This is a genomic window from Paenibacillus sp. FSL K6-1217, from assembly GCF_045040735.1.
Lineage (GTDB): Bacteria > Bacillota > Bacilli > Paenibacillales > Paenibacillaceae > Paenibacillus_AQ.
On the sequence record NZ_CP150271.1, the window covers coordinates 6,366,429 to 6,388,786 of the forward strand.

At 56.6% G+C, this 22,358-nt stretch carries 22 protein-coding genes; 7 read left to right on the forward strand and 15 right to left on the reverse strand.

Annotated elements, in window-relative coordinates; genetic code table 11:
* Positions 1-12 precede the first annotated feature (12 nt).
* The 5 genes from MHH28_RS27990 to MHH28_RS28010 form a co-directional block, all read right to left on the reverse strand.
* The gene (locus MHH28_RS27990) at positions 13-1,440 is read right to left on the reverse strand and encodes an STM4014 family protein (RefSeq protein ID WP_405107797.1); all 1,428 of its coding nucleotides are present in this window, start codon (positions 1,438-1,440) and stop codon (positions 13-15) included.
* A complete protein-coding gene (locus MHH28_RS27995) occupies positions 1,440-2,285 on the reverse strand; it encodes an STM4015 family protein (RefSeq protein WP_405107800.1) in 846 nt (281 codons plus the stop codon). Before MHH28_RS27995 ends, MHH28_RS27990 begins: the two co-directional genes overlap by 1 nt.
* A 253-nt stretch (positions 2,286-2,538) precedes the next feature.
* Positions 2,539-3,948: a nucleoside recognition domain-containing protein gene (locus MHH28_RS28000; RefSeq protein ID WP_405107802.1), complete on the reverse strand. Its 1,410-nt coding sequence runs from the start codon at positions 3,946-3,948 to the stop codon at positions 2,539-2,541.
* Positions 3,926-4,657 (reverse strand): FeoB small GTPase domain-containing protein, encoded by a 732-nt coding sequence (locus MHH28_RS28005; RefSeq protein ID WP_405107805.1) that lies wholly within the window; start codon positions 4,655-4,657, stop codon positions 3,926-3,928. Before MHH28_RS28005 ends, MHH28_RS28000 begins: the two co-directional genes overlap by 23 nt.
* Complete coding sequence (locus tag MHH28_RS28010; RefSeq protein ID WP_405107808.1) at positions 4,654-4,908, reverse strand: ferrous iron transport protein A; 255 nt, start codon at positions 4,906-4,908, stop codon at positions 4,654-4,656. Before MHH28_RS28010 ends, MHH28_RS28005 begins: the two co-directional genes overlap by 4 nt.
* Positions 4,909-5,166: 258 nt before the next feature.
* Between MHH28_RS28010 and MHH28_RS28015 the strand changes: the two genes are divergently transcribed.
* The gene (locus tag MHH28_RS28015) at positions 5,167-5,337 is read left to right on the forward strand and encodes an AraC family transcriptional regulator (RefSeq protein WP_405107811.1); all 171 of its coding nucleotides are present in this window, start codon (positions 5,167-5,169) and stop codon (positions 5,335-5,337) included.
* A 95-nt stretch (positions 5,338-5,432) separates the two neighbouring features.
* Positions 5,433-5,690 (forward strand): hypothetical protein, encoded by a 258-nt coding sequence (locus MHH28_RS28020; protein ID WP_405107813.1) that lies wholly within the window; start codon positions 5,433-5,435, stop codon positions 5,688-5,690.
* A gap of 132 nt (positions 5,691-5,822) precedes the next feature.
* Here MHH28_RS28020 and MHH28_RS28025 read toward each other — a convergent pair whose 3' ends face one another.
* The 6 genes from MHH28_RS28025 to MHH28_RS28050 all read right to left on the reverse strand — a co-directional run bounded on the left by MHH28_RS28025 (position 5,823) and on the right by MHH28_RS28050 (position 12,507).
* Entirely contained in the window at positions 5,823-6,929 is a 1,107-nt protein-coding gene (locus MHH28_RS28025) for an endospore germination permease (RefSeq protein ID WP_405107816.1), read from the reverse strand.
* 9 nt (positions 6,930-6,938) lie between these two features.
* Positions 6,939-7,172, reverse strand: a complete 234-nt coding sequence (locus MHH28_RS28030; protein WP_405107818.1) for a hypothetical protein — start codon at positions 7,170-7,172, stop codon at positions 6,939-6,941.
* Positions 7,173-7,184: 12 nt separating this feature from the next.
* Entirely contained in the window at positions 7,185-8,417 is a 1,233-nt protein-coding gene (locus tag MHH28_RS28035; protein WP_405107821.1) for a Ger(x)C family spore germination protein, read from the reverse strand.
* Positions 8,414-9,517 carry an endospore germination permease gene (locus MHH28_RS28040; protein WP_405107824.1) on the reverse strand — a complete coding sequence of 368 codons (1,104 nt, stop codon included), beginning with the start codon at positions 9,515-9,517 and terminating at the stop codon, positions 8,414-8,416. Before MHH28_RS28040 ends, MHH28_RS28035 begins: the two co-directional genes overlap by 4 nt.
* Complete coding sequence (locus MHH28_RS28045) at positions 9,514-11,136, reverse strand: spore germination protein (protein ID WP_405107827.1); 1,623 nt, start codon at positions 11,134-11,136, stop codon at positions 9,514-9,516. The genes MHH28_RS28040 and MHH28_RS28045 overlap by 4 nt, the downstream gene beginning before the upstream one ends.
* A 204-nt stretch (positions 11,137-11,340) precedes the next feature.
* Positions 11,341-12,507, reverse strand: a complete 1,167-nt coding sequence (locus MHH28_RS28050) for a phosphodiester glycosidase family protein (RefSeq protein WP_405107830.1) — start codon at positions 12,505-12,507, stop codon at positions 11,341-11,343.
* Between the two features lie 196 nt (positions 12,508-12,703).
* Here MHH28_RS28050 and MHH28_RS28055 point away from each other — a divergent pair, with 196 nt between their 5' ends.
* On the forward strand, positions 12,704-13,282 hold the full coding sequence (locus MHH28_RS28055; RefSeq protein WP_405107832.1) for a histidine phosphatase family protein: 579 nt from the start codon (positions 12,704-12,706) through the stop codon (positions 13,280-13,282).
* Positions 13,283-13,424: 142 nt separating this feature from the next.
* Complete coding sequence (locus tag MHH28_RS28060) at positions 13,425-14,315, forward strand: diguanylate cyclase domain-containing protein (protein ID WP_405107835.1); 891 nt, start codon at positions 13,425-13,427, stop codon at positions 14,313-14,315.
* 176 nt (positions 14,316-14,491) lie between these two features.
* Here the strand turns inward: MHH28_RS28060 and MHH28_RS28065 are convergent, their stop codons facing one another.
* Positions 14,492-15,226, reverse strand: coding sequence for a glycerophosphodiester phosphodiesterase (locus MHH28_RS28065; RefSeq protein WP_405107838.1), 735 nt, complete (start codon positions 15,224-15,226; stop codon positions 14,492-14,494).
* 156 nt (positions 15,227-15,382) lie between these two features.
* Positions 15,383-16,060 (reverse strand): sensor domain-containing protein, encoded by a 678-nt coding sequence (locus tag MHH28_RS28070; protein ID WP_405107841.1) that lies wholly within the window; start codon positions 16,058-16,060, stop codon positions 15,383-15,385.
* A gap of 351 nt (positions 16,061-16,411) precedes the next feature.
* On the opposite strand from MHH28_RS28070, the gene MHH28_RS28075 reads away from it, so the two are divergent.
* The gene (locus tag MHH28_RS28075; RefSeq protein WP_405107843.1) at positions 16,412-17,107 is read left to right on the forward strand and encodes a copper homeostasis protein CutC; all 696 of its coding nucleotides are present in this window, start codon (positions 16,412-16,414) and stop codon (positions 17,105-17,107) included.
* Here the strand turns inward: MHH28_RS28075 and MHH28_RS28080 are convergent.
* Positions 17,104-18,795, reverse strand: a complete 1,692-nt coding sequence (locus tag MHH28_RS28080) for a helix-turn-helix domain-containing protein (protein ID WP_405107846.1) — start codon at positions 18,793-18,795, stop codon at positions 17,104-17,106. The genes MHH28_RS28075 and MHH28_RS28080 overlap by 4 nt on opposite strands.
* 136 nt (positions 18,796-18,931) lie before the next feature.
* Positions 18,932-19,939, reverse strand: coding sequence for an ABC transporter substrate-binding protein (locus MHH28_RS28085; RefSeq protein WP_405107849.1), 1,008 nt, complete (start codon positions 19,937-19,939; stop codon positions 18,932-18,934).
* 264 nt (positions 19,940-20,203) lie between these two features.
* Here MHH28_RS28085 and MHH28_RS28090 point away from each other — a divergent pair, with 264 nt between their 5' ends.
* Together MHH28_RS28090 and MHH28_RS28095 are read left to right on the forward strand one after the other, a co-directional pair.
* Positions 20,204-21,259 (forward strand): SPFH domain-containing protein, encoded by a 1,056-nt coding sequence (locus MHH28_RS28090; protein ID WP_405107852.1) that lies wholly within the window; start codon positions 20,204-20,206, stop codon positions 21,257-21,259.
* Positions 21,256-22,239: a sugar kinase gene (locus MHH28_RS28095; protein ID WP_405107855.1), complete on the forward strand. Its 984-nt coding sequence runs from the start codon at positions 21,256-21,258 to the stop codon at positions 22,237-22,239. The genes MHH28_RS28090 and MHH28_RS28095 overlap by 4 nt, the downstream gene beginning before the upstream one ends.
* Positions 22,240-22,358 lie beyond the last annotated feature (119 nt).

Sequence of the window (22,358 nt, forward strand, 5' to 3'; positions counted from 1 at the left end):
GCCGGATTCCTCCTAAGACAACTGCTTCATTTCCCATTCGTAGGTGCTGCAGCCTTGGTATTCAACATCGTATAGCAAGTCGCCAAAAGGATTCACATCCGCCGTATACATCTGTCCGGAGCTTCCCGCCAGCACATCGATTCCCGCCACCGAACAATTCGGAAAAGCGGCCAGTGAAGCCTCCGCTGTCCGGCGTACCTCCGCTTGCTGCGCTTCGGTCAGCCCGGCCTCCGCCGGGGTCATCCGCCGGCTGCGCAGATGCAGATTCGTAATCGGGGTAGTGCTGACTCTGGCGACAGCATGGCAGGCTCTTCCTGCGACAACGAGCTGCCGGATGTCGAAGGAATGCCCGCTGATGCCGGGCTTCGGAATCCACTGCTCGGCATAAGCGCCGTGGCGGTAGAGCCAGTTAATGATTCCGGCAAGGCGGGCGGAATCCGTATAACGCTGGAGCTTGCCGGAATTATAATACACCGGGGGACGGGTGATATAGTTCTCGACCCCGATAGTGGTCACGGCCGACTCAGCCCCCGTTGCCGGGTTCAGCTGATAAGCAATCACGCCGGAAGCGGCGGAGCCGCTGGCCAGCTTGATGAACACGCGGTGCATCCGCTGCGAGAGCATCAGCTCGCGCAGGGAAGCGTAGTCCACGGGGGGATGTCCGCCGCTGCCGCGAAGCGGACGGGGAACAGAGACGCCGGCCTCAGCCAGAATCTGCTGGGTCCGGCGTTTGTCCGTCATGGCTGCAATCTCCGCCGGATCATTGGTCCAGCGGGAGGCGGGCAGGAGCTGCCCGGCCTCCTGCCGGAGCCGCGCCAGCAGGCGGCAGTAGCCGCGGAACCACTGGGACGGGTGATGCAGCACGCCTGGCAGCTCCTTCAAGGCTGAGGCCGTTTTGAAGCTTAGCGGCCTCAGGTCCGGCTGCAGCCCGAACGGGTGCAGCGAGTCGTCCGTGTCCGGCGCATCTGGTGCGCCCAGCGCGATAAGCGCCCGCTCCAGCGCGAAGCTGCCGCCGGGGGATTCCAGCCGCAGCAGCGGGGGGCACGCTGCTGCGGCTGGCTCCAGCGCGGAGTACGCGCTGAAGCTGCCGTCTGAAGCATCCGGCAGCAGGTGCTGCGGTTCCGCTGCGGTCTCCGGTGCGGAGTATCCTCCGCTGCTGCGGTCCATTGTAGCCGGCAGTGCCGGAACCTGCGTCCCGTTCAGCGCCGGCGGTTCCGGCATTGCGCCCCGGAGCTGCCGGCTCACCTGTTCCGGCAGCCCGGCAGCCTGCTGCTGCACAGCCAGCGTAAGCAGATCAGCCAGCGGCTGGCCCTCCAGCAGCCCGGCGTAGGGAATCAGCAGCGCCGGGGGCATCCCGAGGCGCGAGCGTGCCTGCTGGATACCGGCCGAGCGCCTGTCGCCGGGCTGGCAGAAGACAATCAGCGGGGCTGCGGGCTGCATTATTCTGTGATCGACGGATAACGCCAGTCGTCATCGTCATCGGCTTGCTGCTGGTCGCTGACATCGACCGGCAATCCGCTGTCCTTCAGCCGCTGCATCATCTCGTCAGACATGAAGTGATGGCTCAGGTTGATTAGCTTCAGTCCCTTGACCCGCTCGCTGGCGAGCAGCGCTTCAGCGCCGGTGTCGCTAAGCGTTCCCAGTGACATATCCAGGGTATGGAGCTGGTCCAGAATCGGCGCATCTGCCAGGGCTGCGGCAATTTCGTCCTGGATCTCACTGTTCTTGAGTCCAAGATAGGTTAGTTTAGGGAACTTCCCGGGCTCGATCAGCGGCAGAAGGTCCTCCAGCCCGCCGTCGAAGCCGTAATTGTCCACCCCGAGATAGAGTTCTAGCTTCTGCAGGTTAGGCAAAGTGGAAGCTGCGATATCCGCCAGCACATCCTTGCCGAGTCCGCCTGTAATAATAATCAGTTCTTCGAGCTTGTCGTGCTGCAGCTGGCTTAGCCGCAGACTGGTACCGCCCTGGATCGTCAATGACTGAAGCTCCGGATAGGCAGGGAGCAGCGGGGAGAGGTCACTCTGGGTGATCCACGAGATCTCACATTCCTCGTAGCTCATATCCCCGATGAACAGCTTACGCAGTGCCGGGAAGCTTGCGCTGTGCTTCACGAGCGCCTCGGCAACCTCCTCCGAGCTGTTCTCGTAGGCTTGTCCCCAGTCGCCAATCGTAAGGCTGGTCAGGCCGGCGGCCTCAGGGCTTCCGCTTAAGCGTTCAATCTCCGTCTCCATCCGCTTGCCTTCTTCAAATGCATCATAATCAATACTGAGCTTCACTGCTGTCATGAACAATCCCTCCCGGAAAATAGTAGCTTCCAAATCACCCTAACATGTAGTGAGAGGGAGAGTCAAATGGCAGAGGAACAGATGCCCCTATTTCCCCGTTAACGCCCGTAACCACGGGGGTGTACGGGTCAAATGTAATCGAAAAACCGATCACATTTGGCACGGCGGGGGGGGGGGGGGGGCCGCGAAGGATGCGCCACAGAGCGCAAAAAAGCACTATCCGCCCGTCCGGGAGAATAGTGCTCTGCATGATTTACACCCAGCCGAACAGCCGCGCCGCCGAGGCCACAGCGAAGGTTACGCCGATAGCGATAGCGAGCGGGATCACGGCGGAGAGTACGGCCCATTTCAGGCTTTTGGTCTCCTTGTAGATGTTCACGAGTGTGGTGCCGCAAGGATAGTGGAGCAGGGAGAACAGCATCATATTCAGCGCGGTCAGCCAGGTCCAGCCATGACTCAGGAAGATGTCCTTAATGCTGCCGAGACCCTCGATATCGACCATGGCCCCGGAGGACATATAGCCCATAAGCAGGATAGGCAGCACAATTTCGTTGGCGGGCAGGCCGAGGATGAAGGCCATGATAATGAAGCCGTCCATGCCGAGCAGCTGCGCGAACGGATCGAAGAACGCGGCCATATGATTAAGCACACTCTCGCCGCCGATGAACAGATTGCCGAGAATCCAGGTGATGATCCCTGCCGGAGCGGCCACGATGATGGCGCGGGTCAGCACATTGAGCGATTTCTCCTTCGAGGAGCGGACAATGGTCTTCCAGATCTGCGGGCGGCGGTAAGGCGGCAGCTCCAGGGTATAGTGGGTGGGGACACCGCGCAGCGCTGTTTTGGACATGACCCACGATACGCTCAGGGTGACGACAATTCCGACCAGCACGATGCCCATCAGCACCAGCGCCGTCGAGAAGGTACGCAGTGCCCCGGTGGTTGCCGCCCCGACCATGAACATGGAGGAGAGCAGGATAAGCGTAGGCCAGCGGCCATTGCACGGGACGAAGTTGTTGGTCAGAATGGCCAGCATCCGTTCGCGGGGCGATTCAATAATACGGGTGGACAGAATAGCGGCAGCGTTGCAGCCGAAGCCCATCGACATCGTCAAGGCCTGCTTGCCATGCCCCCCGGATTTCTTGAACAGGCGGTCCATATTAAAAGCGACCCGGGGCAGATACCCGAAATTCTCCAGCAGCGCGAATACCGGGAAGAAAATCATCATGGGCGGCAGCATAACGCTGATGACCCATGAGGTTCCGCGATACAGTCCCAGAACAAGGACGCCGTGCAGCCAGGCTGGCGCATGAACCGCCTCGAAGCCGGCGGTCAGATAGCCTTCGATCCAGCTGAAGAGGGAGGCAATCCAGCCGGAAGGGTAATTGGCTCCGGCAATGGTAATCCAGAATACCAGGCCAAGGCCGGCGAGCATAATGGGGAAGCCCCAGATTTTCGAGGTGACGATATTATCAAGCTTGTAGGTGCTGCCGAGCTTCTTCTTGTCGTGATAGGTGACGGCATCGCTGCAGATTCCGGCCGATACGCCATAGATTCCGCTGACGATCTCGTCGCGGACGGCCCCCTTGTCTGCCAGCTTCTTCGCGGTAGCGAGCAGGGAATCAAGCGGGTCTTGGCCGTTAATGGCATGCGGTGACTCCATGGCGGGCCACCTCCTTCGCTACAGATATATCCTTGCGTCCCATGTGGGCTTTGAGGGAAGCCAGCAGGCTGTGGTCACCGTCCAGCAGGCGCAGGGCAATCCAGCGTGCCGGATACCTGGCGCCGACTGTCTGTTCCACCATCGGGATCAGCTCGGCAATGCCTTGCTCAATCTCATCGTTATAGGTGATCTTCAGCGGATCCGCCTTGAATTCACCAGTAGCCACACGCTCAATCTGATCCAGCAGCTCTACAATGCCGATCCGGTTACGGGCCGAAATGGCCGTGACAGGCACCCCGAGGCGCTCCGCAATCCGCTTCAGATTAATATCAATGCCCAGCCGCTTGGCCTCATCGATCAGGTTGATGCAGACCACGGCGCGTCCCGTAATCTCCAGCACCTGCAGGGCCAGATTGAGGTTGCGCTCAAGCGACGTTGCATCCAGAACCACCAGCGTTACATCCGGCTCTTCAAAAATAATATAGTCCCGCGCCGCCTCTTCATCGGCGGAATTGGAGTAGAGCGAGTAAGTCCCGGGAAGGTCTACGGCCCGGTAAGTATGCTCCTTGTGGGTGAACCGCCCTTCGGCGGTGACTACGGTTTTGCCCGCCCAGTTGCCGGTGTGCTGGCGCATGCCGGTCAGCAGGTTGAACAGCGTGCTCTTACCCGTATTGGGATTGCCGGCAAAAGCGACAGTATACTCGCTCATCCTTCTCCGCCTCCAATCAATTCGCCGTAAATGAGGGAACTCTCTTCCCGCCGCAGGGCAATGGTCGTATTGCTGATCCGGTAAGCTGTAGGGTCGCCAAGCGGGCTGCGCCGCAGCACTTCTACGCTATTCCCGGCGACAAATCCGAGATCCAGCAGTCTTCTGCGCAGCACGCCCTGAACCTCGATGCCGCGGATACGCAGCGTGCTGCCGTTAGCAGCTTCAGACAATGGAATTACGGCTCCGGCCATAAGCTCGCCCCCTTTCGTATGAATAAGGAATGAATAGGTATAGTTATCCTTAAGTATGAAATATGCACTTGTACAGTATATTGTGCAGGGCATAGAATATTGCAGCCTGCCACAATATTAGTATATGTAAATAAATTTGTCCTTGCAACAATAATGTTTCCCTAGGGAAAGAAAAATAAAGCAAGATTAATCAAAAGTGTTTCCGGCATCTGCTATATACTTTGAGTTGTGGAGGGGGTGAGCGTCATTCACTATCAATTGATTCATAAGAGTATCGAATTTATTGAGCAGCATTTGGAAGAGGATTTGGATTTGGAGAAGGTGGCCAAGGCAGCGGGATTGTCCAAATATCATTTTCACCGGATTTTTCGTAAATATGTGAACAAAAATGTCCTTGAATATATCCGGGCCCGCCGAACTATAAGGTAGAGATCGATCCCCGCGTCTGCTATAAGACAAGTCCCTCCATGCATCTTCATTCCAATGAGGAGGCTACGCAGGACGACAATGGTTTTGGAACCTTGATGCAGCAGTTTCAGGCAAGAGAGTATCGGGGGAGACGGATGCGCTTCTCCGGGTTCGTAAGAACGGAGGATGTCTCCGGCTGGAGCGGTCTGTGGATGAGAGTGGATGATCATCAGCAGAATATGTTAGCTTTTGACAACATGCAGAAGCGGAGCATACAAGGAACCACGGAATGGAACCACTATGCTTGCGTCATGGATATTCCGTCCGAAGCCGATGTGATCAATATCGGAATTCTGCTGAGCGGAAGCGGATAGGTATGGCTGGGGGAATGTGAATTCGAGGAAGTAGGCAAGGATGTTCCCGTAACGGATGGCTCTACAGGTGCGGAGAAACTTCCGACCGGGCCGCAGAATCTGAAGTTCGACCAGCAGCCGGAGCACTCTGCTTCAAGCTGAACGCTGTAACCGGCCCCGCACCCAGATCGACAGTGCCAGCAGCAGCGGAATGGCGACCTGGAATACCGGGTCAAGCTTAAGGCTTGGCCCGAGGCCGATGGCGATATGCTGGGTGTAATCCCGTTCCAGGAATGAGGAGCCGTAGATGACTGCCCCCACAGGGAAGACCCACCATTTGGCCGTTTTGCCGGTCAGCTCTGCAAGAGCTTTTACGGAACAGAAGTAGAAGAGCATCATCTTGATCAGCAGTCCCAGGAAGAGCTGGATGGTGACCAGAATATCGAGCCGCTCGACAAATTTGAGGTTCGACAGCACCCGGACGGTTTTGAGAAAAGGCAGCTGGCTCACCCCCGCGATCGCCGGGCCGAGCACCGCCACATTCAGCGCGTTCATGAAGATCAGGAACGCGCTGATGAGCAGATAGGCGTTCACTGTGTATTTTACTGGCATCCCGGGCTTCTCCCATAACGTCCACAGCATCAGGAACACAATCATCTGCCCGAAGGGGAACGAGACGATCTCCGGCAGCGCCGCTTGCAGGACCGGCATCACCCCGCCCTCCATGACCGGCGCCAGACGGTGGAAATCAATCGCCCCCATGATGCCCAGCATCAGAATGAGCAGCAGGTAGAAGAAGAGCATGACCGGCAGCAGTACCTCCGGCAGCCTGAAGACCACCTCCGCCCCCTTCCAAATGGCATATAGGGCAAGCAGCACGAACACCAGCATCGTAACGCCCATCGGAGTTCTCGGCAGTAGGGTCATTGCCGTCAGCTCGCCGAGATCGCGGACATTGCGCATGGACTCATAGGCGAAATACAGGCTGTAGACCGCGCCGATGAATGCCCCCGGAGCGGTGCCGAAATGAGCTTTAAGCATACCGATCAGATCCGTGCCCGGAGACCGGTGCTGAATCCACATCAGCACAAGGAGCAGGGCGAAGCCCGCCGCTGAACCTGCACACATCGCCAGCCAGGAATCCTGCTTGGCGGTGCCCCCAAGCAGGAACAGCGGCGTGCTGCCGATTTCAAACAGCATAATCATGAACGCAATCTGCAGGGAAGAGACCTGTTCTTTGACCTGTTCTTTGTTCACCATGATGGCTTCTCAGCCTCCTAACCAATAGATAATGGCTCTGCCGACAGGCTGGAAGTATGCCGTATACAGGCTGCCAAGCGACAGATGAGGGGTATCGGTAATTCCGCACAGATTAAGATAAGCCCCATATCCCATAATGCAGCCAAGCAAGACCCGGCGCCGGCGGTGCCCTTCTCCGCGCAGCTTCGTCCACCCCCACCCGTAGGCAAGTACATAGAGCAGAACAGTAATTGCTATTTTCATAGATCCGCTCCTTTACTTCTGCTGGACGGACTTGAACGACTTATTGCTGAGTCCGGTCCGTTCCATCTCGATGGAGACCTGCGGGCGGATCTCAATCTCCCGAAACACGCTGTCCCAGCGCTTCTCCTTCTCAATCTGCTTCCAGCGCTTTGGATCGCTCCGGTGTATTCGTACGGCAAAACCCGTGACATCTGCCCCCAGCCGCTTGACCTCCGCCCAGGAGTTGTTCATCAGCTCCAGCACTCTCTGCTCCAGCGAAGCCTCCATTTCACGGATCGCCTTACCGTCGTTCAGATCCATGACACTGCCAAGCTCTGTCAGCACTCCGCTGCCCTTGACGTTAACCTCCATCACATAATGATCCTGGTCCCAGATAGGGCGGACAGTGGTGGCCGAATTCTGCAGGATGAATGAAGCGTCCAGCTCGTCGCTTGCCCCCGGCCGGGAGGGGAAGGCGATGGTGGCAGAATCAACATTATCGGTCAGAAAAGAAAGCCCGAAGGCCTGCTTCTGGCTAAGCCAGCCCGCGAAGGTATCCCCTTTGATAACGCCCAGCCTTCCCAGCGCCAGGCGCGAGGGCAGATCAGTAACCGCCGTCTCGCTGGTCTCATCCATCGTCCGGGAGCCGGTCAGCAGAATCTCCGGCAGCACCGCGCTTTTGGACTCGGAGGACAGCGCCATCGCCAGCTCATACAGGCGGGTTCCGGGATAGTAGGACAGGAGCTTCGATTCCTGTTCAATCATCAGCTGGATGCCGGCCCCCTGATTCTTGGTCATCTGCATCAGCTGATCCAGAATCATCCCGGCATCTCCCTGGGAGATGAACACAAATACCGTTTCTCTGGCATCCTGCTTGCGCAGGAACATATCAATCAGCTGGTTGATCCCGTGCCGGGCCAGGCTCTCGCCGATGACGGTAATTCTGGAGTGAGAGAAGAACATCTCCCGCGTGCTGGTCAGATTCGTCCGTTCAATGGCCTCCATAATCGTCCGTCCCTTGACAGTGAAGGTCAGGAAGGGCGGTGAGCTTGTGCTGCCTCCGCCGCTGCCGCCCATGCCGCTTGCGCCTGAGGAAGGATTAATCACCTGGTACGTTGCCTTCCACTGATTGTTCTCCCAGTCATAGGCGGAGCCGGAGGTAATGCCCAGCTCGTTAAGCTCCCGGTCATCCCAGCAGCCGGAGAGCAGCAGGGAGAGGAGCGGAAGGCAGAGCAGAAGACGCAGCAGCTTGCCCGGTTTGTTCATGTGTCCCACCCTTTCCGTCTCGATCTCGACTTCTTCACCCGGTTCAGCAAGACCGCGCCCAGCGGAACCAGTACATTGAACAGGAAGAAGACCACGAACCGTCCTTCCTTGTTGTAGACGTCCAGCTTGGCTGAGCTTTGCCAGGAGAACAGGCACTCCAGGGCAATGATCAGACCCAGCGCGCCAATGAAGGGCCGGCTGCTGCTGACCCGGAAGGTCTGCTTGAAGCACTCCACCGTCACGAACAGGAAGATCGCGAATTTGAGATAGATCGACAGCACCCAATACGAGATGAAGAGAATGTCCAGCTTCTCTATGAACCGGCCTATCCTCAGAATGCTGACAGTAGCGAATCCAGGGTAGGTACTGAGCTTAATGAATTCCGGGCCAAAGACCATCAGGGCTGTGATCAGGGAGAACATCATCAGTGTGGCAACGAACAGCAGTCCTGTCCAGCCGATAATCTTGGCCCGCTGCGGATATTGCAGGTAAGGCGCCAGGAACAGCAGTACCGCCACCTCAGACATCCATGCAGTCGGGGTCAGACTTGCCAGTGTGATCTCAGACAGACTGTGATCGAACATCGGCAGCAGATGATGCACATTCAGATCACTGTAGAGCCCGAACAGATACAGCGGTACGAAGAACAGATAGAGCAGAATCACCAGACTGTTCACTCTGGCAATCGCTTCAATGCCTTGCCTTACCATGTAAATGGTGATGAAGAGAATCAGCAGGACCAGCACGGTGACCGGGGTGTTGATCAGCACGTTCTCTTTCAGGAAATTGACGAACTCCCGCAGAATGGTTGCAGAGGTATCGAGGTAGAACTGGAGCATCAGCAGACCCAGGATCACAGCGGCTACAGGGGAGCTTTTCTCCCCCACCCACTCTAGAAAAGGAGCACCGTTGCTGCTCTGAATCACAGCCCCGACGATCCATGCAAACAGCATACCCGCCAGAGTGGATACAATAATCGCCAGCGGAGCGTCCTGCTCTGCATACGTGCTGATAATGATAGGCAGCACGACAGTGGCTGTCGGCAGGATGGTATTAACGACAAGCATGGCGGCTTGGGTGGTGCCGATTTTGCCATTCATGCTGGCCCCTCTTCCTGCCGCGTAGGCTGAACCGGTGATGGCTGAGCTGCGTCTTCGGCCGGCTTCGGCTTCTGGTTAGGGGCTTGTCTGCGGGTCTCCTCGCCCAGGTTGGTCTTAGGGCGCATATTCATGCTCCACAGCGGAACCCGGATGAAGATGTCCTTCAGATAACGCGGAATCATCGGCGCAACCGGAGACAGATAGGGCACGCCGAAGGAGCGCAGGCCCGCCATATGAATCAGCAGCACCATCAGGAAGGACATAATACCGAACAGACCGAGCGAGGCGGCGATGAACATCATCACGAAGCGGATCAGCCGGATGGAGTTGGCGATGGCCAGTGACGGAATTACGAAGTTCGAGATGGCGGTAAAAGAAACCACAATGACCATCGCCGCCGAGACCAGCCCGGCCTGAACGGCAGCCTGCCCCAGCACCAGCGCACCGACGATGGAGATGGCCGGCCCGATGGTGCGGGGCATACGTACCCCCGCTTCCCGCAGGACGTCGAAGGTCAGCTCCATCAGCAGCGCCTCTGCAAATGCAGGGAGCGGTACCCCTTCCCGCTGGGCAGCCAGACTGATCAAGAGCGTGGTCGGCAGCATCTCCTGGTGAAAGGTAGTCACGGCAATGTAGAGCGCAGGCAGCAGCATGGAGACGAAGAACGCACCATAGCGGATCAGCCGCAGGAAGGATGAAATATCATACCGCTGGTAGTAATCCTCACTGGATTGAAAAAAGTTAAAAAAGGTGGACGGGGCCAGCAGGGCAAAGGGAGTGCCGTCAATGATAATCCCGACCTGCCCTTCCAGAATGCCCCCGGCCATGGCGTCGGGACGTTCGGTATTCTGAATCGTGGGAAAAGGTGTCAGGCCGCCGTCCTGAATGAACTCTTCAATATAATTGCTCTCCAGAATGGCATCGGTATTGATGGCGTTCAGCCGGCGGCGGATTTCGGCCAGTACCTGTTCACTGGCGATCCCCTTCAGATAGACGAGGGCGATCCCGGTCCCGGTACGCTGGCCGATGGTATACTCCTCAATCCGCAGATCGGAGGTTTTCAGGCGGCGGCGCAGCATGGAGGTCCCGGTGCGCAGACTCTCCGTGAAGCCTTCCTTGGGCCCGCGGATCACCCCCTGGGAGGTCGGCTCATTGATGCTCCGTTTCTCCCAGCCGGAGGTGTCCGCGGCCAATGCGGCCGGAAGCCCCTCGAACAGAATCAGGGTATAGCCGTCAAAAAGCAGGGGCAGCAGCACCTCCAGGGTCCGGCCTTCCTTCACTCCCCCAACCGGTAGCATGCGATCCTTAATCAGGTTGAAGGCAGCTTCAGGGGTAACCGTGTCTCCGTTCAGCGTACTATTCTCCATGAACGACTGGAGTACCGTCTGGTTGACGGTATCCGTGTTGACCAGACCGTCAATATAGATGAAGGCCAGGGAAAGGGGATGCAGAGCTTCACTCTTATAATTGCGGATGACAATATCCGAGCTGCTGCCGATCCGGCGGCTAAGCTCCTGCAAATTAGCTTCAAGGGAGAGCTTCAGCGGGAGCGGTGCAGGCACGGAGGTTTCTACGGGATCTGAGGCGGTCTTGCGGCTCTTCTTGGGTTGTTGAGGCATCCTGGGCGCCCCTTTCTGCTGGAATCTGGATGTGTTGGTGTATTATCCCCCGTGTGCAGATTCCTTATTCTGCCTTAACCATGCGAATAGAAGAGACGCTGGAATTCACAACAAAGAAACTGCCTGTCAGGAATGGCAGCTTCACAGCATTCCGGCAAGGCAGTTTCATAGGGTTCATTCGTATTTGAATAGATCAGCTCTGCATTATTTAGTCTGAACGACCAGCGCGTTGCTGATCAGGCGTCCCGGCGTGGTCAGATACTTGCCATTGTAGTACAGGCCGCTGGAGGCGCCGCCATCCAGGTTCATCGCCTGATAGGCTCCGGCCTGCTTCATGATTTGCGCCAGCTGGGGGATGGTCGCCCCGCCGGAGGTCAGCAGAATCAGCTTATGGTCGCGGGTGATACCCAGGGCGCTGCGGGAGCCTCCGCCGGTCAGGATTTTCGGGTCCTTGAAGCCTTCGGCTGCCACATTCAGTGCGACCTTCCCGTTCACCAGCAGCCGTGGACCTGCCTGGAGTGCGCCGTGAACAGAACCAGCATCGAAGCGTGCCTTGAATTCGCTGCCTGGAATCAGCTCAGCCAGAAGGTTACTGTCATAGGCGAATACGGTCCGTTTGTCCCCGGAGCTGTTCTTCAGCATCTTGCCGCCGCTGATGATGTAACCGTAAGGGGTCTTGAAGGCGCCGTCGGTATAAGCGTTGAAGAATGTGCCGTTGATAGCAGCAGCGGCATTGCTGCGCTTGGCGATGCTGGCAAGAGCTTCGGTCTTGCCGACGGTATTGCCGGCCAGAACGGCATCCAGCTTCACTGAAGGATGCAGCAGGGATACCGTGACCGTCTGGACGCTGAAGGAGCGCCCGCCCACCCTGTAGGTATGATGTCCGCTGACTACAGCGGGCGAGCTGCTCTTGATCAGGGTGCCGTTCTGTACAGGTAAGGTGGCTGTCACAGCGGTGCCTGTATCAGCCCCGCTTGTCAGCGTAAGCGACCCGGCCTCCTTGTTCCACTGGAGCTGTATGCCGAGTGTCTGGCTTACAAGAGACAAGGGGACATAGGTAGTCCCGTTCTCACTGAAAGGCCGCATATTGTTGCTAACAGGCTTGCCGTTGACGGAAGCCCCGGGCTTGCCTGGAGTGAAGGTAATGGAATTCCCGCCGCGTGACATCTGAATCTGGCCGCCGGAAGCGGTGAGCACGGACTGGATACCGGCGAAGCCGTTCAGGAAGCGGAGCGGAATGAAGGAGTGATTGTCCTTGTCGACGTATACGGCAAGCTTGGCTTGAGGCGCCGCAGCGGCACCGGATTGCAGGGCTGGAAGAAGGACAGCCAACAGGCAGAAGGCGGTAAAGAGGGTGAGCATTTTTTTCATGATATACAAAATCTCCTTTAGGTTGTGGCAGTATAATCTGCAGGTTAGGATGAATCTGGAACAGACTCCAGAATGCAGCACTTGAGCTACCATCATATAATCGTCTCCCGTTACCGTCAATGGAGCATGCATCCAGTGGCGGGTTGGTTTATAATGGGATCACATTAGAATATCTACATATAAGGTGGTAGCGATCATGACAAGAATAGGCTTAATCCGGCACGGCAGCACACGCTGGAATCAGGAGGGCCGGGTACAGGGCCACACGGATAATCCTCTGGACGAGGAAGGCTTCCGGCAGGCCGGCGTGCTTGCGGAGCGGCTTAGCGGCGAAGCATGGGATTATATCTATTCAAGCGATTTGCTGCGGGCCAGACAGACGGCGGAGACCATCGCCGGAAGGCTGGGCATTCCGCTGGCCGGTCTCCTTCCGGGCATCCGGGAAATGAACGGCGGATTGATCGAAGGAACTACAGAGAGCGAGCGGATTGAGCGCTTCGGCAGCCAGTGGAAGACGATGGATATGAGGCTGGAGAGCCAGGAGCTGGCCCGCGAGCGGGGAGTCCGAACCATTGAGGAGCTTGCTTGTCGCCATCCCGGCAGCAATGTGCTGGTAGTCAGCCACGGGGCCATTCTGCGCAGTACACTGACCGGGCTTGTGCCGTCCCTTGACGTCAGCGTGCTGCTGAAGAACACCTCCATCACCTGTCTGGTCAAAGAAAATGACAGCTGGAGCTGTGAAATGTACAACAGCGCTGAGCATATCGACGCATAATACCATAACATTCCATCTCACTAAAGCGCAGGTTCTGCCGATAATATGCATAGTGCTGTTACTGAGCCCGGCTGCTTATGCCGGGTTGTTCAGAATATGTTCAGTCTGATCCTGTACAGTGGCGCTTGAAAGCTATAAATCTATGAATTCATTGACTGGTTTGAAGGAGGGCGTAAGAATCGTGGAAGAGGCCCGCAATTATATGCTGACGATTGTATCCATACTTATAGGAGTCCTGACCGTATATAGCACGCTCAGACTGACAAGGGATTTCGCCAGGCAACCGCAAAGAGCCCGGGCGGTCCGCTCGAGTCTGGTGGTGCTGGTCATCAGTGCCGGACTTTTCGGCATGCATCTGCTCGGCAGAAGAGCTTTGACCGGCTTCACTACGGAAGGCAGAAGCCTGCTGATCTCTCTGTCCCTGTACATGCTGACACTCGCAGGTATTCTATACCTGTTCCTGCGCATGCGCATGATCCTTGGGGAGCGTGAACAGCTCAAGGAATTGGCCTACCGGGATACGCTCACCGGCCTGCTGAACAAGAACGGCATGGATCATTTCTGGGACCACTGCAAATTGAGCGAGCAGCTTGCCGTATTATATCTGGACCTGAACCGGTTCAAATCGATTAACGATAGCCTAGGCCATCATACAGGGGATCTGTTACTGGAGGCCGTAGGCACCAGCCTGCAGCAGTTCACCTGCAAGGGCAAACGGCATATTTTCCGGGTAGGCGGAGATGAATTCGTCATTATCGCCAAGCGCTGCAGCCGCAAGGAGGCAGAGCAGCTTGCCCTTAAGGTTCTGGAGCGCATCACCCGTACCTATAAGCTGGAGAGCCAAGAATTATTCGTGTCCGCCAGTGTAGGCGTCACGATAAGCCAGGGCCGGATTGACCCGAAGCAGCTGCTTCAGGAGGCGGATTCCGCCATGTACAATGCCAAGCAACTGGGAAGCGGACGTTATGCCGTATACAAGCAGGAGAGCCGCATTCCTTCCGTGAAGTTGGTCAGCAGCTCAAGAGCACAATAAATGTTTGGTTCAACAATCCCTGGTGCGAAAAACCGAACACATTGTGCTGGTGCGTGCGTGGGCGGGATGTAAGCGAAAAACCGACTGAATCTCGAAGCCTAAAGTCCCACTTTGTGGGGCTTTTTTGACAATAGCGGCTGCGCCATCCTATGGACAGCGCAGCCGTGTTACATCATTCAGATGCCTCTGGCAGCCAAAAGCCCGGCCAGAACATCAGGATGATCGGTAATGATCCCCGCCACCTCTGCTTCGATTAATGCCTGCATCCGCTCGGGATCATTAACCGTCCACGGATGATAGACAACACCTTTCTCAGCAGCGGCATTCACGAACTCCGGCAGCACTGAGGAATGATGGGCATGCAGCGCATCCGCCTGCAAGGTAGCTGCGTAATTCCAAGGACGGTACAGCCCCTCCCCGTAGAGAATGCCCGTACGGATCTCCGGGGCCAGCGATTTGCAGTACGCCAGGGAGTAATGATTGAAGCTGGAGATCACCACCCGCTCGCTCATGCCTTGTTCCCGGACAGCGGCGATTACCTTCTCTTCCATGCCTGGATAGAGGAAGGTCCCGTTCTTCAGCTCTATATTAAGAATCGTCTCCCGGCCCTGCAGCAGATCCAGCAGCTCGTCCAGTGTCGGAATCCGTTCCCCTGTGAATTCAGGGCTGAACCAGGAGCCTGCGTCCACCTCCAGTACTTCACGAAGCGTCTTATCCTTCACATAACCGCTGCCTGAAGTGGTGCGGTTAAGACTCTCATCATGGATGACTACCACTGCTCCGTCACTGGTCATCTGTACGTCGGTCTCAATACCGGTTGCGCCAAGCTCAAGACCCTTGCGGAAGGCCGCCATTGTGTTCTCCGGGGCGGCAGCGGATGCGCCGCGATGCGCGAAATTAATGATGTTCATGTCGAGTAGTTCCCTCCATCTCTATGATGTAATGCAGCCCGAAGTATCCGGGCCCCTTATAGTATATTCCACAACATGACAAGAAACCCTGTCCCCATCATTAGAAAGGTCGGGTTTCTTGAATTTTACCGTGGTGCATTCCGAAGCTGTAAGAGGTCAGGTGTGTATGATTTCAAGCGGAATACTGGCAGCGGAGTTCATGTGTGTTCCTGAGACGGCTCTGATCCAGGCTGCATACAGACGTCCAAGACCCACAAGCAGCAGCGGCAGAATCAACAGCAGCACAAATCCGGTTCCGCATAGAACCCAGGAGCGTTCGTTCGAGGTTGTGTCAGAGAGGAAGAAGAAGAACTCCGGGTCCAGGATATTCAGATCATAGGAGAATACCGATGAACTGATTTTGTGGGCTACAGGCGACAGAAGAGCACTGAAGGCAACCACAGGCAGAACCAGCGCAAGCGTGAAGCCCAGAATACCTGCGGGCAGCTGGAGGAGGCTGTACAAGATTCCCCGGTACGACTCCCTTTCGCGGAGCTGGTGTCCTAATGTCCGCAGCCCCTCCCAACGGAAGGCGGATGCATGATCCGCTGTAACAGCGGGCTGCCCGCTTCCCCGGCGGCCGTTGCCGCTGGACCAGGCTTCAACGATCTTGTGTTCATGGGACAGCATGCTGCGGCACCAGGCTAAGGTCAGGGCCAGCAGAGGCAGACCCACCCATACAATAATCAGAGGCAGGCTTGCACACAGGCCTGTAACAGCAATTACGAAGGCAATAATTCCTTTGGGCAGAGAGAGGATCAGTATTTTCCACGCTTCTATACTTTGTCTTATCATTCAGGCCGCTCCATTCCGGATTTCCAAATTTCAACTTCTTCAGTATAGTGGCTTCATCCGGGGAACGCACTCTCCAAAAGGCGGGAAAAATCCTGGTCTCTGGTCCAGTGCTGTTTCTAGTTATTGGTGTTTGTAATAGATCACGGTGGCATCCATCCTTCACTACAGCAATCAATAAGGAGCTTAATTCCCCGATCAGCTCCGGGCTAAGCTCCTGAACGGAGATTATTCGTAATGAATGATTTATGCTCATCTGCACACATTCCTTCCTGCTATTTATTATGTTTCTCATTATACTAAGGGTAAGACGGTTTATAAGGATGACGACCAAGAAGGGGAGTAGGGCAAATTATGCTGTTAGAGGTTATAGCTACTACCGTAAGTGATGCGGTCCTGGCGGAGCGTTATGGTGCTGACCGGATTGAACTGATTACAGGAATAAGGGAAGGCGGATTAACGCCCAGTCTGGGACTGATTGAAGCGGTCCGGGAGAAGATCAGCCTTCCTGTGAGAGTGATGGTCAGGCCGCATGCACGCTCCTTCGTGTATGACGCAGCCGATACGGAGACGATGCTGCGCGATATCCGGCACATAGCCGGGGTAGGCGGGCTGTCTTTGGTTATGGGAATGCTCCGCCCGGACCGGACGATAGATGAAGAGCTGCTGAACCGGCTGCTGGAGCAGGCAGGGGGGATGGAGGTCACCTTCCACCGTGCGTTTGACGAGGTGCAGGACCAGCTTGAAGCCCTTGAGGTCTTGAAGCGGTATACGCAGATTACCGATATCCTGACCTCCGGCGGGACGGCTGCCGCCAATACGCCTGGCGGCATGGTGAGGCTCGCCGTACTGGAACGGCTGTCTGCCGGTTCTTCGCTCTCTATCCTGGCAGGCAGCGGCCTGAATGCCGCAGATCTGAAGGATTTCGTTATACGGACCGGAGTCCGCCGGGTACACTTTGGTTCGGCGGTCCGGGAGGATGGTGATCCGCTGAAGCCGATTGATCCGGAACGGCTCGAAGCCATCCGTACGCTGCTCAAGCCCTTTTAGAGGCCGAACAGCCGGGGCAGCAGCGTCAGCAGCCGTTCCCGGGTCAGCGCATCGCCGGAATTCCATTTGGCTCCATCCAGCATATAGGCATGACCCTGCTGTACGGCAGGCAGACTGCTCCAGATCTCCGTCTGCAGCAGCTCCTCCATGGCTTCCCGCGAATCCTCCCGCTCCGGAATCAGCATGAAGACACGGTCCCCCGCGTAGCCGTGCAGCATCGCGGGGTCCACCTCGCGGAACCCCAGGCCCTTGTCCAGAATATCCTTGATCTCCGCTGTCGGCTGCAGGCCGCCGGGGGCATACAGGGCCGTGGACAAGCCGGTCATTCCCATGGCGTATAGATGGTTGCCATGGTCATAGAACAGCGCCGAGGCTGTTTCACCCTGACGCAGCCCCCCGGCGTACAGACGCTGCCACATGGTGGCGTTCTTGGCATGGTAGGCTTGCAGCCAGACCTCAGCTTCGCGCTGCTTTCCGAGCCACTCCCCGAGAGTCCGCAGCCGCTGCTCCAGCGGTGCGAAGGAGTCGAAGGTGAGGGACGGCGCAATGCCGGATACCCCGCGGTAGACCTGTTCATCCGGGCTGGCGAGGATGATCAGGTCAGGGCGGACGGAGCGGGTCAGCTGCGGGTCCAGCGGAAATCCGACATGAGCGAGCTGCTTGACCCGGTGGCTATAGACGCTGCCCCGGGCGAATGCCTCATCGCCGCCCACAGGCTTCACCCCCAGCGCCAGCACATCGCCCAGTGTCTCCCCGTGGTAGACAACGCGCTTCGGACGCTCCGGGATGTCGACCGAATGTCCGGTCCAGTCCGTGACGGTAATCCGGGGCTGCTGCGACCGGGCATATTGCCCTGGAGTCACTCCCGTCTTCTGCCGGAAGCGGCGGCTGAAATAATATTCGTCGGAGAAGCCGGCCCGCCGGGCAATCTCGCGCAGCGGCTCGGCGGATTCAAGCAGATAAGTCTTCGAATGCGCGATGCGCAGATCGGTCAGATAGTCGAGCGGGCGCTGTCCGGTCAGCTTCTGGAAGATCGGAGTATATTGCCCGGGGGAGACGCCGGCCAGCTCTGCGAGCTGCTTCACCGTGATGCTCTCCCTATAATGATTCTGCATGAAGTGTATCGTGCTCTCCACCGATTGCGCCGGACTTGGCAGCTGGCGGGTGGAGTAGTTCTGTTCAAACAGCAGGAGCAGCAGCTCCTGGAAGCGGAGCTGTTGTCTGAAATGCTGGAGATCATCCCTGCTGTTAGGTTGCGCAAGGAGTTCTTCCGCCAGCCGGATCACTCTGGTGAAGGGGTGGAAGATCAGCTCTTTTTGTCCCGGGAGCAGTTCATCCAAGCACAGCTTAGGGGAATCCCCTGTAGTAACAGCGGCAAAAGTCAGCACATAGTAATAAAGCGTCAACTCCCGATTATCGAGACTATACGAGGTTCCGGGAGGCAGCAGACAGCACTTGTCCGCATGTACAGAGAGTGAGGTCTGCTCCGTGATACCGAGTTCACCGCGCCCGCCCGTAAACAGCAGAAGCGTATGCTGCTCTGCGGTCTGCACAGCCGATGAGGTGTCAGCGCTCTGAATCACCAGCTCAATGCTTTTTAACTGAAACAACAGGGAACGAAGTGGGACGGACGGGAGTGCAGACTGGTGGTCGTGGTCAGAGGGAAGGGCAGAGATAGGCTCGCGCAAGGTCGGCACTCCTTTCAGGCAGATTAGAATCAGGCTGTATTGAGAACGATTATCAATTAACAGTATTGTATATAAAATAAAGCAGCTTATCAACAGGCGTTGATAAGCTGCTTTTCAGTCTGCCCTGCCACCTGGACTATTGCTTGCCCAGCATGGCGGGAATCTCACCGAGCAGCCATTCTCTTGTGGTAGCATCACTGGAGGTCTTCATGATGTCCTGGGTGTAGACGAAGCCGTTTTTGACGGCAGGCAGGCTTGTCCACACCGCGCTTTCCAGCAGCTTGTCAGTGGATTGCTTAGCTTCTTCAGGTACAGGAGTCAGGAGGAAGATCCGGTCCCCGGCATATTCCCGGAGCACCTCCATCGAGATTTCCTTGAACCCCATCCCGGCGTCCAGCACTTGTTGAATGGCCGGGGTAGGCTTGAAGCCCTGTTCTTCGTACAGCACCTGCGAGAGGCCGGTGGCTGCCATTACAAACAGCCGGTTTCCCGGATAATAAGTGAAGACGGAGGCGGTCTCGCCGTCCTTCATGCCCGAGGATTTAAGCTGCGCCCACATCGCCTCTTCCTTCGCCGCATACTGAGCCAGCCAAGCCTCAGCTTCAGACTTTTTGCCCAAGATATCCCCGATTTCCAGCATCCGCTCCTTCAGCGGGGCGAAGGTATTGAAGATGATTGTTGGAGCAATTTTGGACAGAGCCTCGTAATCTGCTTCCTCAATGCCGGCATAGATGATCAGATCGGGCTGCAGCTCGACCGTTTTCTCCAGATTGATCGGGAACCCGACATCCTCCACGCCGCCCAGCTTGTCCTCGAATACCTGGCCCTCGCCCATGGAGAGCGGATAGCCGACGGCCTGTACACCGAGTGCTATCAGATCGCCGTATGTTTCCCCGGAGTAGATAATCCGCTGCGGATTCACAGGAATCTCAGCCGTATGGCCTTTGTAATCCTTATATGAACGGGTTGTAGCTAGAGCCGCGGCTGTTGTGGCCGAAGCTTCTGCAATAGCTTCCGCAGCAGGAGCAGCGGTAGTTGCCGGTGCCTGACTGGTCTGTTCCTTATTGGTGCTGCAGGCGAGCAGTAAGGTGCCCATCAGGAAGATGATGCACAGGATGGCTAAGGATTGTCGTGCCTTGTTCATGGTATGTATGCCTCCTAAAGGTAGTGTGATTACCAATAATGATAATCATTCTCGGTCAAGCCATCATAAATTATAGCCCGGCGTTACTCAATAGACAAAACTCAATGCAGGAATTGATTTTGTACAAAAAAAATTGCCCATCTTGTTAATAACATATTGATAATATCATCGAGGTCTGTTAAGATTATGTTAATAATAAATTAATAATAACAATAAGTTAATAACTTAGACGGCTCACAAATTAACCCTCAGGAGGTAATGACCATGTTCGGATTCCGGTTCGTGAAATTTCAGCCCAGTGAATATGTGCTTAAGGTGAAGAATGGCAAGGTAGTGCGTGAAGGGGTAGGGCTTTCTTTTCATTATTATGCGCCGACGACTTCGGTGGTTGTGGTGCCTGTCTCCTCGATAGATGTTCCATTCATGTTCGAAGAAATTACGGCAGACTATCAGACGGTAACCGTCCAGGGACAGCTGACCTACCGGATTGCCGATTACCGCAAGACCACGCAGATCCTTAACTACACCTATAATCTCAAAAAGAACACCTATCTCTCCGACGATCCGCACAAGCTGGCCCAGCGGGTGATCAATATCGCCAAGGTGCTGACGAAGAAGCAGCTCGGGCAGCTGCCGCTGAAGGAGGCCATCCAGTCCAGTGAACGTCTGGCCAAGACGATTACCCATGAAATCGGCCAGAGTGCGGAGATTGAGAAGCTGGGCATTGAGCTGATGGGCCTGTCCATCCTGGCGATTGTGCCGAATAAGGAGACGCTGCGGGCCTTGGAGGCGCAGGCCAGGGAGGAGATGCTCCGTAATGCGGATAATGCGCTCTATGAGCGCCGCAACGCTTCGATTGAGCAGGAGCGGCGGGTGAAGGAGAATGAGCTGAATACGGAGATTGCCGTTCAGACGAAGAAGAGACAGATGCGTGAGGCGCTGCTGGACTCCGACCGTTCAGCGAAGCAGAAGCAGAATGAGATGAAGGAAGAACAGCTGATTTTTGATACGGAGCTGGAGGAGAAGAAGCAGGCGCTGATTGAATTGGCGATAGCGAACAAGAGAGCCGAAGCGGATGCCAAGGCTTACGAGCTGACGGCGGTAATGAATTCGCTGCAAAATGTATCGCCTAACGTCCTGCAGGCACTGACGAATGTCGGCATGAACCCGGATAAGCTGATCGCCATTGCCTTCCAGGAGCTGGCGGAGAATGCCGGGAAGATCGGCCAGCTTAATATTACGCCTGATCTGCTCCAGGGAATCATGGCCGGTTCGTATGGCGGAGGGAACAATGCGGCAAAGGGAGGCAATGAACGATGAGCAGCCGGGGATCGGAGAACAAAATTATACTGATCAAGCGGAAGACACGCCTGGAGGAGCTGGTGGTCCGCTACAATACGATCCAGCAGGCCCAGTTCTATATTGAACGGCTGGGTGCCGACTTCAGCGACTACTTAAGCGAGGATTTCCAATACCGCAAAGCGGTGGAGACGGCGGTGACCGAGCTTAGCGCCATAGGCCGGCTCCAGGTGCTGGAGCGGCAGCATGTGCCGAACTTTATCTTCGGGGCACAGGATACCGTTGTGGTCCTGGGCCAGGACGGACTGGTCGCCAACACGCTGAAATACCTTCAGGAGCAGCCGCTGATCGGGGTGAATCCTGATCCGCTGCGCTGGGATGGCGTGCTCCTGCCCTTCAGGGTCAAGGAGCTGCGGCAAGTGGTGACGGAGGTGCTGCGCAGCCAGCGCCAGGTCCGTGAGGTGACACTGGCCAAGGTGGAGCTGAATGACGGCCAGAGCCTCTACGGGGTGAACGATCTGTTCATCGGGCGCCGGACCCATGTCTCGGCCCGGTATCAGCTGGAGCTGAACGGGCAGCTGGAGCAGCAGTCCTCCAGCGGCATCATTGTCTCGACCGGCATGGGCTCCACGGGCTGGCTCAAGAGTGTGCTCGCCGGAGCCGCAGGAATCGTCAGCCGTGCTGCGCAGATGCAGGCTACAGATGCTGAACGGACAGCTTCGCTCTCTTCGGAGATTGCCGCAGTCAGCACGGGCAGAGGGCTGGCCTGGGACCATCCGGAGCTGTATTTCACCGTGCGGGAGCCTTTTCCGAGCCGGACGACTTCAGCAGAGCTGGTATTCGGGAGAATCAGCAGCCGTCTGCCGCTGCGTATTACCTCACAGATGCCGGAGGATGGCGTGATTTTCAGCGATGGAGTGGAGAGCGATTATCTGGAGTTCAACTCCGGGGTGGAAGCGACGATTGGGCTCGCGGAGAAGACGGGCAGGCTGGTAGTCTAAACGATGCGCAGACCGACAGGGACTGCCCGCTATGCCAAAAGGGTTCTCTCAGCTTCCGCTGCTGCGGTCTGAGAGAACCCTTTTAAACGATAAACGAATGGCCTATGCTCCCCGCGCTA

What these genes read in the sequence shown, in the direction of transcription:
- MHH28_RS28045 (WP_405107827.1), bottom strand. Translation starts at nt 11,136, where the DNA reads ATGCCTCAACAACCCAAGAAGAGCCGCAAGACCGCCTCAGATCCCGTA.
- MHH28_RS28055 (WP_405107832.1), top strand. Translation starts at nt 12,704, where the DNA reads ATGACAAGAATAGGCTTAATCCGGCACGGCAGCACACGCTGGAATCAG.
- MHH28_RS28090 (WP_405107852.1), top strand. Translation starts at nt 20,204, where the DNA reads ATGTTCGGATTCCGGTTCGTGAAATTTCAGCCCAGTGAATATGTGCTT.
- MHH28_RS28050 (WP_405107830.1), bottom strand. Translation starts at nt 12,507, where the DNA reads ATGAAAAAAATGCTCACCCTCTTTACCGCCTTCTGCCTGTTGGCTGTC.
- MHH28_RS28065 (WP_405107838.1), bottom strand. Translation starts at nt 15,226, where the DNA reads ATGAACATCATTAATTTCGCGCATCGCGGCGCATCCGCTGCCGCCCCG.
- MHH28_RS28010 (WP_405107808.1), bottom strand. Translation starts at nt 4,908, where the DNA reads ATGGCCGGAGCCGTAATTCCATTGTCTGAAGCTGCTAACGGCAGCACG.
- MHH28_RS28095 (WP_405107855.1), top strand. Translation starts at nt 21,256, where the DNA reads ATGAGCAGCCGGGGATCGGAGAACAAAATTATACTGATCAAGCGGAAG.
- MHH28_RS28030 (WP_405107818.1), bottom strand. Translation starts at nt 7,172, where the DNA reads ATGAAAATAGCAATTACTGTTCTGCTCTATGTACTTGCCTACGGGTGG.
- MHH28_RS28060 (WP_405107835.1), top strand. Translation starts at nt 13,425, where the DNA reads ATGAATTCATTGACTGGTTTGAAGGAGGGCGTAAGAATCGTGGAAGAG.
- MHH28_RS28070 (WP_405107841.1), bottom strand. Translation starts at nt 16,060, where the DNA reads ATGATAAGACAAAGTATAGAAGCGTGGAAAATACTGATCCTCTCTCTG.
- MHH28_RS28020 (WP_405107813.1), top strand. Translation starts at nt 5,433, where the DNA reads ATGCAGCAGTTTCAGGCAAGAGAGTATCGGGGGAGACGGATGCGCTTC.
- MHH28_RS28085 (WP_405107849.1), bottom strand. Translation starts at nt 19,939, where the DNA reads ATGAACAAGGCACGACAATCCTTAGCCATCCTGTGCATCATCTTCCTG.
- MHH28_RS28025 (WP_405107816.1), bottom strand. Translation starts at nt 6,929, where the DNA reads ATGGTGAACAAAGAACAGGTCAAAGAACAGGTCTCTTCCCTGCAGATT.
- MHH28_RS27990 (WP_405107797.1), bottom strand. Translation starts at nt 1,440, where the DNA reads ATGCAGCCCGCAGCCCCGCTGATTGTCTTCTGCCAGCCCGGCGACAGG.
- MHH28_RS28075 (WP_405107843.1), top strand. Translation starts at nt 16,412, where the DNA reads ATGCTGTTAGAGGTTATAGCTACTACCGTAAGTGATGCGGTCCTGGCG.
- MHH28_RS28000 (WP_405107802.1), bottom strand. Translation starts at nt 3,948, where the DNA reads ATGGAGTCACCGCATGCCATTAACGGCCAAGACCCGCTTGATTCCCTG.
- MHH28_RS28035 (WP_405107821.1), bottom strand. Translation starts at nt 8,417, where the DNA reads ATGAACAAACCGGGCAAGCTGCTGCGTCTTCTGCTCTGCCTTCCGCTC.
- MHH28_RS28040 (WP_405107824.1), bottom strand. Translation starts at nt 9,517, where the DNA reads ATGAATGGCAAAATCGGCACCACCCAAGCCGCCATGCTTGTCGTTAAT.
- MHH28_RS28005 (WP_405107805.1), bottom strand. Translation starts at nt 4,657, where the DNA reads ATGAGCGAGTATACTGTCGCTTTTGCCGGCAATCCCAATACGGGTAAG.
- MHH28_RS27995 (WP_405107800.1), bottom strand. Translation starts at nt 2,285, where the DNA reads ATGACAGCAGTGAAGCTCAGTATTGATTATGATGCATTTGAAGAAGGC.